Source organism: Methanoregula sp. (assembly GCF_003170075.1).
Taxonomy (GTDB): Archaea; Halobacteriota; Methanomicrobia; order Methanomicrobiales; family Methanospirillaceae; genus Methanoregula.
Genome location: NZ_PMZU01000007.1, coordinates 1 through 9101 on the forward strand (window position 1 = coordinate 1; position 9101 = coordinate 9101).

The window sequence follows — 9101 nt, forward strand, 5'->3', positions numbered from 1 at the left end:
AGATGGAATGGTACTTCCATCATACTGTTATTTCGCCGAAAAATTCGGAACAGGGAAATCATGTATCGGTATTGAAATCGGATCGATGAGTGTCGCATCAAACTGATCAGAAAGGGAATGTCCATGAAACTGATTCGTGCTATTATCAGACCTGAAATCACGCTGCGGGTGATTGAAGTTCTCGAAAAAAACGGGATTTCTGCGATGACCCGTATGAATGTTACCGGGCGAGGCAAAGAGATGGGAATAACCCAGGGAGCCGTCAGGTACTCCGAAATACCAAAAGAGATGATAATGATCGTTCTCCCCGATGATGCCGTATCCAAGGCAATTAAGGTTATTGAAACTGCAGCAAGGACTGGAACGACAAAATTTCCTGCCGAAGGGAATATTGGTGACGGCAAGATCTTTGTAACAGATGTTGAGGAATCCTATATCATCAGAACCGGAAAGAAAATGTGAGAGGTCAAACCGCATGAAAGAAATTATCGCGATTATCCGGAATGAATGCTTAGAATTGACAAAAAAATCACTTGATGCCATTGGTGTCAAAGGAGTCACCTTCACCAGTGTTATCGGGCGAGGACAGCAGGGAGGTACGATTTGCTCTCCCGACCCTGAAGGAACATTGCGACGGGACGTTTGCGTTCACATCATGCATCAGCGGGGATTAATTGACAATCCCGAAGATCCCAAATACCATATTCCCGTGGAGAAAGAATTCGAGCTGGGCTTTCTGCCAAAAAAAATGCTTATGATGGTTGCAGAGGATACGGAGGTTCCGCTCATTGTCCGTACAATTATTCAGATCAACAAAGGCGAACACCATGGTGACGGCCGGATTTTTATCTGCCCTCTGGCCGATGCCATCCGGATCCGGACAGGGGAACGGGGAACCAAAGCAGTGGTATAATGTGTGAGGGTTCCCGCCGCGAACGCCCCTCCGGGGCACGGCGGGGCGAGTGCGGTTTTACCCTTCCTGATCCGCCGCGGGGCGTCCCTTTTTGGTGCGGCAGCGTTCATCGCAATTGCGGGGAAAAAAAGTCAGTTGCCGCTTCGGTACATCTGAATCTTTTTTTTAGGAGGCATTTGAGGTGCCCTGATGACAAAAAAAGGTATCACCGGCCATGGAGGCGGTCGAGCAGGGGATAGGGAATCCTGTCTCGCAGCACTATTGCATCTGCAGCTGAAATGCAATTTCCTTTGAAAATAAACAATCCCCCTATTAACCACTGATGCAACAAAAACACCAAACGTGTTCCTGAAAAAAGAGTTAAAGGAGTTTCTTCCCTGCATCCTGCCCCGGCAGGCATGCAAAGACATCGGTGATCTTCATGATGATAAGGGAACGGGCGGGCAGCATCGGGTTCTTCTTGTTGATCATTGCCTTCATCTCATCGAACTCCCGTCCGCTGGTCTTGATGGTTGCATGTCCCTTGACCTGGAAACAGCCTTTGATCTCCGGGCCCCAGACATAAAGTGCTATATGGGGGTTTGATTTGAGGTTCTCAAGCGACTTGTTCATGAAATTGTCCACAATCCAGAGCACATCGTCACTGACCAGCACAACTCCCCCAATCGGAACGACATTGGGTATTCCGTCCTTTGTTGCGGTTGCCACCGGGAAGATCTTCATTTTGCCAAACGCTTCTTTCATCTCTGCAGTCAGTTTTGCCATAACAAATTCACCGGATATTCTTGACAAGATTATTGATATATAGATGAGGGTCATAAAAATATACAAAAGATTTCTGGTGCAGAAAAATAACCCTCATGGTCATAAGCACGTGAATCAAACACGAGAGGAGAGTATGGGCGCAGCATTGGGTACATTAGCCGAGATCCGCGAATTAAAGACAGAAATTACCGGATTGAGGACAGACCTGAAACGTTTTGTCGAACGTGCGAACCAGCAGCACCTTGATGCGGTACTGGCTGACGTAAAGAAGGATTACGCCGGTGTGTTCGCGGCTCACCAGATCAGCACAGCAAAAGACGATCTTTCCGCACGGATGGTGGACGACTGTTCCAGGCATACGACCTGTTATGCCGGGTTCATGAAATTTTTAGAGAATTCCGCCCGGCATATCAGTGACGGTGAAGTCACGGACGAGTTGATCGAGTCGTACCGGGAGCGGGTAAAGACACTCCGGAAAAAAGGTCCGTACGACAAGTGCGACACCTGTTTTTCCGAATTTGGCCGGCTTTTTGAAAAGCAGGTCACGCTGATGAAGACGCTCGGCATCTGCCAGAAGAATCCAGACCTCGAAGAGGTTGTCTCGGAAATGCCGTATGAAGCCGTGGTAAAAGACATCCTTGAACCGGTGGCAAACACCCAGCGGTTCCAGATTGTAAAGGCGGTTGCAACCGGGACCCGGACATTCTCGGAAATCTCCCAGCTGACCGGCCTAAAGGGTGGCAACCTCCTCTTCCACATCAGGAAACTGACAGATTCCGGTATGATCCTCCAACGCCACGACAGGGGGGATTACATCATCACGGATAAGGGCTATAAGACAATGGCGGCGATTGGGGAACTGTATAAGGTGCTGTCAGCCTGAAATGCCGTAAACGGGCAACTGTATTCCCCCATCACCCCGCTCCCCTGCCATTCCGGGATTTCGTTTCCCTCGTATAACACCGCCCGCACAGCATCACGCCAGCCTCCTCATCGATCCACTCCACCTTTGCCACCCCGCATACCGGACATTTCCCGAGATCCGCTGTTACCCGCTCCATCCCGGAAACTTCCACCGTCCCCGGGAGCGGAACCGCAGCATCCTGCCCCGCTTTTACCGCCGCTGCGTAGCACGACCGGCACAGCCGCCGGGCGTCCTGCTGGTCTTTCTCCCGGGTCCGCCGTTCCTTCGTGAATTTCTCGACGAACCACGCACCTTTCTTCCCGCAGATAAAACAGGTGGTCGCGGGTTCCGGGATGTCGAGTTTCTTGTAGTCCTTTGCACGGATGCTCCGGAGCGGGTGCTTCTTTGCTGCGTTTTCCGGTAATTTCTGCACGTTTGCTGCATTTGTTTCAACGGAACCGGGCGCGGAGTATTTCTCTTTTTCTGAACCGGTGCATTTTTTTGTTTTTCGATCGTTCTTTGCTGCATTTGCAGCAGAATACAGAGAACGATCTGCACAACCATCCGGTTCGCAAACAGCTCCACAATTCCCGGATTGCAGCAAGCTTCCTGATCCATGTACAGAATTATTATCAATATCCCCTCCGGTGCAGGAACCGGGAGCGCAGGAAGCACCGTTTTTATTTGCTGCACATGCAGCAAACGTGCGGGAAACCTGCTGCAATGCAGCAAACGACCCGGGATCACTGCCGCTGCTGCCATCGTCTCCCGCATCCGGGCCGGGGTCGAGCCAGCACGCCCCGCCGCCGTTCCACTGCCGGTAGAGCTCCCGGTCCCATGCGTATGCCTCGGTCCGGCGGCGCACTGTGTTCCCGTCCTCCCCGAGCGTTGTGACCGTCCGGTCGGTAAACGAGAGCGCCGGGCACTTTTCCAGGAGGCCGGTGTAATTTTTCCCCCTGCTTTCGTAGCCCTTGAGGGATTTGTAAATACCGGAGTACGACGAGCCGGTGAGCCGCTGGAGATCCTGGATGGTGTACTCGAGCTGATCCGCCTCCCGGATCGCTCCGAGCAGGTCGGCCTCCCTTCGTGTCATCTTCGATTCCTGCCCTCCGGCTGTACCGTTTAAGAGCGTAAAGACCTCGTTTGCGCTTGCAAAATCTGCCTCGTCTGCATAGACGCAGGAAGTCCCGTCCCCGCTCGTCTTCTTTTTGCGCTGCATAAAAAAGAGCGCCGCATGGCTTTTTACCATGTCATAGAGCATGTCGGGGTTGCGCCGGTTATTGATTGCATGGAACCGGATCCTTTGTGAGTAGGGGATGATCACCCAGAATGTCTCGCCGTGCAGGTGTTCCCAGATCGCCCGGCAGGTCAGGAGCTCTTCGGATTCTTCGACAACCACGTCCGGGTCCAGCACTTCCCGGGCCTGTTTTGCGGCGAGCACCCGGGTGTCCTGCTCCGGGGATTCGTCGATCCAGCAGGTAAGCATCCGGTTTTGTACCTGGTCGTCACCGGTTCCCTCTTTTTTTGCAATCCACCAGACGCACCGCTCGGGAATCGTGCAGATACGGCTGGTGAGATCCTTTGTCACGGTCGTATGGGTAATCGGCTCATGGAAGTTGCTCGTCGCAGATTTTAGGATCTCCTGGATACTGTCCGAGAGCTCGGTATCGTCGCTCATCAGGACCGTGCGGGGCCGGAGGTCCTTCATGTAATAGAGGGCCTTGTTGCTCACCGTGCCCTTCACCTTGTACGCGTCCGGCACCTGGCGCATCATCTTCCGGAAGGCGTGGGTCTTTCCCTTGCCGGAGTCCCCGGTTACGGAGACGTGCAGCCCGTCCGAGTTCTTTACTGCCTGCGACGCCATCGAGAGGATCATGCAGCGTGCGAGGATCTCATCGCCGACATGCTCCTGTGCGAACGCGGCGAGCATGTACGCGACCGGGTCGCCATGAGTGAGGATGTCGAGCGCCCGGGCCCGGTGATCCGGGTTTTCCGGGGGCATCGGGCCGGGTGGCGGGGGCAAAACCGTTTTCTGTACCGGCCCCGGTGGACCGGCCGGTCCCTCGCGTTGTGCCTTAGCAACGGCCCGGTCTTTCTTCCACGCCTGCTGGATCTGTTCGTAGCACTTCTGTTTTCCTGCCCGGCCCGGTTCGTACCTCTCGCGGAGCTCCTGCCACCGCTGCGTTCCCCCGCCGCATGACGTGTGCTTACATCCGGCAAAGACGGCACCGTTTGCAAACTGGATCGTAAAGGCCCCGTCCTTGTGAGCGGTGGAGAACGGGCATTCATCGAGTACAAAAAGTGTGCCGCCGCTGTACGGTTTTTCGCTGCGGACACCGAGGCCGTGGAGATCGAGCCAGTGCCGGAGATCGAAACCCTTTCCCGGTGCTGCGGCCGGCTGCAGGTGTGCGTGCTGCTCGTCCGGCAGCCGGGCTGCAAGGTCGCGGAGACGTTCAGCCGTCACAACTACCGGCACGTCCGGGGCCGATAGAATCCGGCTCCTCCGGTGCGGCCGGTCCTGGGTATCGTCACCTTTGCGCGACACCGTGCCGTACAGTTTCCAGATACGGGAGGCGTTGAAATTTGCCGTGTCCACGCTCACCCGGTCGTCCGAGAAGAGCGCGTCGAGCGCCGCAAGGCAGCCTTTGACAAGGAGCGTTGCCGGTTCATCATTTGCAATATCGATCCGGTAGAGCAGGTGGGCGCCGTTGCCGGAGTCCCCGGTGACCGGCGCCGGGAAACCAAGCGACGCGAGCCACGCGGCGATCTCACCGGCCTTTGCGAGTGCAAGCCCGTGTTCCTCATCGGTACTCGAAACCCCGCTCGGGCGCTTTGGGTCGATGTCGATGGGAAGCCAGCGCCGGCGCAGGATATCCGCGTCGCCCGTGGTCGCATCCTTCCTGCAGAGCCGCAGTTTGATCCGGTTCGCCCGCCGTGCGAGGAGCGCCGGGTTCACGTCGTTGAGAGTAACATAGATTCCCAGGACTGACGTGTCGGTATCGAGCGGTTCGACGGCCCGGATGAGTGCTTTTCGGTCGGAAAAATACCCGGAATGGATGTGCTGGTCGGCGAGCGCCCGGACTTCCACGACGTTTCCGGGGGCGAGGAGCAGCGCTGCTGCATCACGGAGCAGCTCGTTCACCGTTCATCACCGCCGGTTGCTGCGCTTTTAGCGGGTCAGACATCCAGCACGTCCTGAACGGTCGATTCAGGTTTTTTCGTTTTTTCCTGTCGTGCCCGGTGGGCATGCTCGAAGAACGTCTCGACCCGGACCCGGTACTGGTGGTGGAGCCTGCGTTCCACGAAGATGGCAAAGACTGATTCGCCTTTCTTTTTGATCTGCTCCTGGATCACTTTGGGGATCAAAAAGAGCGGGACCGACGGGACCCGTGCTTTCGCTCTCGCCGGTTCAGGGCGGTCAGGCATGCGTCACCTCCCGGACGTTGTCACCATCAATCTCAAAAAACTGCCACCGTCCACCGGAGAAAGCGATCCAGAGTTCGAGCCGCACGGGTTTTTGCGGGCAGCAGGACTTCATCAGCGTGATCTCGGGCCAGTAGCACCGCGTGGCCTGCTCCGTTGTCAGGGGTTGCGAGAGCGAGCGCCTGAGTTTGACACCGATGATCCCGCCCGGCACCATGCCGACGATATCACAGAACGTGCGGGAGATCCCGATCGCCCGGGCGGGAAGGGCATGGACGGCAAAGGACTTGAGGATCAGGAGCGCCTGGATTTCAAGCAGGCCGCCGCTTGTCCCGATCATACGGCACCCCGCCTTCGGGCGGGGGGAGGCAGGGCGTTACTCTCCCCGGTTCCGGCCCGATTCTTCCTGCCGTTCTGCTTCTGTACCAGAGTGTTCTCCTGCCGTTTTCCAAAATGCCGGGATCTCCCGGCCGTATTCCGTCTGCCAGTTGAGGAGAGGATAAACGATTTTCTCATGAGGGATTCCTCGTTGCAAGTTTTTGTAAAGCATTCAAAGGACGTGCGAAAAGGGCGAAATGCCGGACACGGAGGTACCAGCACCACGCCCTAAAAGAAAAGACCGCACAAACCTGACGACGGCGTAACCGCAATCGCCCGGACCCGGCGGTCTTAGCTCACGTCAGAAAAGAACGGGGAGAGTTCGAAGAGAGGCGGGATAACCCGCTCGGCGTAGCCATGCACTCCTTCGTTCTCAGAATAATAGTTACGCGGGACCGGCTGGGGGTCTCTCTGGATGGACCAGCTTGCCATGAGAGCAGAGAACAGGAACTCGAAGACCATGCAACGGAATTTAATCATTGCAATGGTGTGCCGGAATGGTGCGAACGCTTCGATAGCTGCATCAATCTCTGCCTGCTCCATGGTGCTCTTCTTTTTTGAAGAACGGGATTCACCTTAAAGATTTCTGAATACTTTTAGGGATGGAAAGTTTGGGCGACGAAATGTGAAAGGGAGAGGACGGGGTAACCACAACCTAAATGGTTCATGCAGGTAACCATGGATCGGAGATGCCAGGGCATGAAAAAAGATGCTGAAAAGAAACGGTTTCCGGTACACGACCGGCTCATATTCCGTATCCATGCCCTCAGGCAAATGTTTTTGCGGCAGATCTCTCTTAGGGAAATCATTGAACTGCTGAAGTGTGGCACTGTTATAGAGGATTATCCGGAGGATCAGCCCTGTGCCAGCTGTCTTGTATCCGGGGTGGTGAACCACCGACCGCTCCATGCAGGCAACGGCATACAATAATGGAGACCGTGAGGCAATTGTTATCACAGCATACGAACCGGACCCGGCGGTCTGATCAGAAAATTTTAAGGAGGAGGAGATCATGAAGTGCGTTATCTGCCGGCACGGGACGACCCGTGAAGGGACAACAACGGTCACGTTCGAACGGGACGGGATGACTCTTGTGGTCAAAGAGGTTCCGGCCCGGATCTGCACCAATTGCGGTGAGGATTACGTGGACGAGCAGGTCGCCCGCGATATCATGGCGCTTGCCGGGCGCATGGCAAAGAGCGGTGCACAGGTAGATGTCCGGCGATACGTGCCGGGATCTGCAGTGCCGTGCTGAACTGTTTTTCCCGGATCTTTTTTTTGCATGTGTACAAAGGGCACTCGCTTCGTGTCCCGGCACGGGATCTGTTGTTTACCATTTGTTGGATATTGGTGTCAGGAATCGTGTCCGATTACGCCCGGATTGTTCGAACAGAATCTTTTCCGGGACTCAAAAGAAAGATTCATCAGATCGAAACTGATCCTTCGTTATGCCATCACAGAAAAGGTGTCCCCAGAAATTTGGAACTGCAGTCGATACCGGGGGATTGTTTATCGAAGTCCCGTGCAGCGGGAAAGAGTGTGCATGGTTTTTCGACAATCATTGCGCCATAATCAGTATCGCAAAAGAATTGTGTCTGGGTCCGAAAAGAGGAACGCCGAAAGGAACAACGGCAGATTAATCACCAGGAAACGTCATTACCAGGATCCCCCTGTACCCGGCCTCATCCCATCCGGGCTCAATCCGGGCTCCGATTACCCCTTTCCGTACCCAAAAGAAGCACGTATCGGGCTCCGTTTCAAAATAACCTCAAATCAGCCTTATTTTTGAAATCGGACGAAATAAAACGGTCTCATAGAAGCGTTTTGAGGCCTGTTTTTGGGCCCGGATGGGTTCTCTTGTTCATGATGAAAATAATGGCTGCCGGGAGGCTTCTATCGGGCTCCCATGGGCATTATATGGAGCTCAATTTAGGCTTTTTTTTACAAATGGGGGCATATATGAGTTCTGATTTTCAGGCAGGGGAATCGGGCGGTTTTTTGGGCTTGGTTTGCCGGGAAAACGAAGATTCGGGGCCGGATTTCCACGACGGAGGGTCGTGAGACGGGACGGGGGGTCCCGGTGACCGACCTGCCAGAGCTAAAAACATCGAAACGAAAGCAGCAGAAACGGGTACGCGATGAGCGGGCTCACCGCATGTCAGCCGTATATTTCGACGGGCATGAAGAGGCAACCAGGGATTTCACGTGCCGCACATCCGGACTTTTTTTTAAATTGCACAGAAACACGGTTAACTGATTACTTCCTTATCATCTGGTGTGAAGATTGTCTCTGTTGTTGGCGCCCGCCCCCAGTTTATCACGTCCGCCCCCGGCCCTGCGCGAGCTACGTAAGGAGCATGAGGAGATTTTCATCCATACCCGGGAGATCTGTACCTGCTTTTTNNTAACCAGTGTTTGTTGGTGCATTCGTTGGAGACTTCGGGGAATGTACGGGCTTCCCTTGCGGATATTATCCGGGCACAAAGAAACATTTGGGTATGCACCGGCATACACGGTCAATGCCGGGCTGGAAGAGACGATTGAATGGTTCCGGGAGCAGGAACAGAGTTAATGGCAGATCCGGGTGAAGCAATTTTACAGTACTTCCTGCAAAATCCCCTCACCATACCGCGATCTCTTTTTCTCTCGCAATATTCAATATATCCCCTGTACATAAATTAAGAGGAATATTACCTCAATCTTTACGATAAGGTGACA

Annotated in this window: 10 protein-coding genes; 5 read left to right on the top strand and 5 right to left on the bottom strand. The window is 54.5% G+C overall.

Annotated features, from left to right (window positions below; translation table 11 throughout):
* Positions 1–123: 123 nt before the first annotated feature.
* Positions 124–462 carry a P-II family nitrogen regulator gene (locus QZN75_RS00465; protein ID WP_292423306.1) on the top strand — a complete coding sequence of 113 codons (339 nt, stop codon included), beginning with the start codon at positions 124–126 and terminating at the stop codon, positions 460–462.
* Positions 463–475: 13 nt separating this feature from the next.
* Entirely contained in the window at positions 476–913 is a 438-nt protein-coding gene (locus QZN75_RS00470; protein ID WP_292423308.1) for a P-II family nitrogen regulator, read from the top strand.
* A gap of 360 nt (positions 914–1273) precedes the next feature.
* Here QZN75_RS00470 and QZN75_RS00475 read toward each other — a convergent pair whose 3' ends face one another.
* Positions 1274–1678 (bottom strand): pyridoxamine 5'-phosphate oxidase family protein, encoded by a 405-nt coding sequence (locus QZN75_RS00475; protein ID WP_292423311.1) that lies wholly within the window; start codon positions 1676–1678, stop codon positions 1274–1276.
* 133 nt (positions 1679–1811) lie between these two features.
* Here QZN75_RS00475 and QZN75_RS00480 point away from each other — a divergent pair, with 133 nt between their 5' ends.
* Positions 1812–2561, top strand: coding sequence for a winged helix-turn-helix domain-containing protein (locus tag QZN75_RS00480; protein WP_292423315.1), 750 nt, complete (start codon positions 1812–1814; stop codon positions 2559–2561).
* Positions 2562–2592: 31 nt separating this feature from the next.
* On the opposite strand, the gene QZN75_RS00485 is transcribed toward QZN75_RS00480, so the two are convergent.
* The 4 genes from QZN75_RS00485 to QZN75_RS00500 all read right to left on the bottom strand — a co-directional run bounded on the left by QZN75_RS00485 (position 2593) and on the right by QZN75_RS00500 (position 6926).
* Positions 2593–5724, bottom strand: a complete 3132-nt coding sequence (locus QZN75_RS00485; RefSeq protein WP_292423319.1) for a hypothetical protein — start codon at positions 5722–5724, stop codon at positions 2593–2595.
* 35 nt (positions 5725–5759) lie between these two features.
* A complete protein-coding gene (locus QZN75_RS00490; protein WP_292423322.1) occupies positions 5760–6008 on the bottom strand; it encodes a hypothetical protein in 249 nt (82 codons plus the stop codon).
* Positions 6001–6345 carry a hypothetical protein gene (locus QZN75_RS00495; protein WP_292423326.1) on the bottom strand — a complete coding sequence of 115 codons (345 nt, stop codon included), beginning with the start codon at positions 6343–6345 and terminating at the stop codon, positions 6001–6003. Before QZN75_RS00495 ends, QZN75_RS00490 begins: the two co-directional genes overlap by 8 nt.
* Positions 6346–6674: 329 nt before the next feature.
* On the bottom strand, positions 6675–6926 hold the full coding sequence (locus tag QZN75_RS00500; protein WP_292423327.1) for a hypothetical protein: 252 nt from the start codon (positions 6924–6926) through the stop codon (positions 6675–6677).
* Between the two features lie 156 nt (positions 6927–7082).
* Between QZN75_RS00500 and QZN75_RS09950 the strand changes: the two genes are divergently transcribed.
* Entirely contained in the window at positions 7083–7313 is a 231-nt protein-coding gene (locus QZN75_RS09950; RefSeq protein WP_366652778.1) for a DUF4258 domain-containing protein, read from the top strand.
* Positions 7314–7395: 82 nt separating this feature from the next.
* Positions 7396–7638: a type II toxin-antitoxin system MqsA family antitoxin gene (locus tag QZN75_RS00505; RefSeq protein ID WP_292423330.1), complete on the top strand. Its 243-nt coding sequence runs from the start codon at positions 7396–7398 to the stop codon at positions 7636–7638.
* The last annotated feature ends 1463 nt before the right edge of the window (positions 7639–9101 follow it).

Bases quoted from the DNA above. Each gene is read 5' to 3' on its own strand.
- QZN75_RS00480 (WP_292423315.1), top strand. From the start codon at position 1,812: ATGGGCGCAGCATTGGGTACATTAGCCGAGATCCGCGAATTAAAGACA.
- QZN75_RS00470 (WP_292423308.1), top strand. From the start codon at position 476: ATGAAAGAAATTATCGCGATTATCCGGAATGAATGCTTAGAATTGACA.
- QZN75_RS00465 (WP_292423306.1), top strand. From the start codon at position 124: ATGAAACTGATTCGTGCTATTATCAGACCTGAAATCACGCTGCGGGTG.
- QZN75_RS00495 (WP_292423326.1), bottom strand. From the start codon at position 6,345: ATGATCGGGACAAGCGGCGGCCTGCTTGAAATCCAGGCGCTCCTGATC.
- QZN75_RS00500 (WP_292423327.1), bottom strand. From the start codon at position 6,926: ATGGAGCAGGCAGAGATTGATGCAGCTATCGAAGCGTTCGCACCATTC.
- QZN75_RS00475 (WP_292423311.1), bottom strand. From the start codon at position 1,678: ATGGCAAAACTGACTGCAGAGATGAAAGAAGCGTTTGGCAAAATGAAG.
- QZN75_RS00505 (WP_292423330.1), top strand. From the start codon at position 7,396: ATGAAGTGCGTTATCTGCCGGCACGGGACGACCCGTGAAGGGACAACA.
- QZN75_RS00490 (WP_292423322.1), bottom strand. From the start codon at position 6,008: ATGCCTGACCGCCCTGAACCGGCGAGAGCGAAAGCACGGGTCCCGTCG.
- QZN75_RS09950 (WP_366652778.1), top strand. From the start codon at position 7,083: ATGAAAAAAGATGCTGAAAAGAAACGGTTTCCGGTACACGACCGGCTC.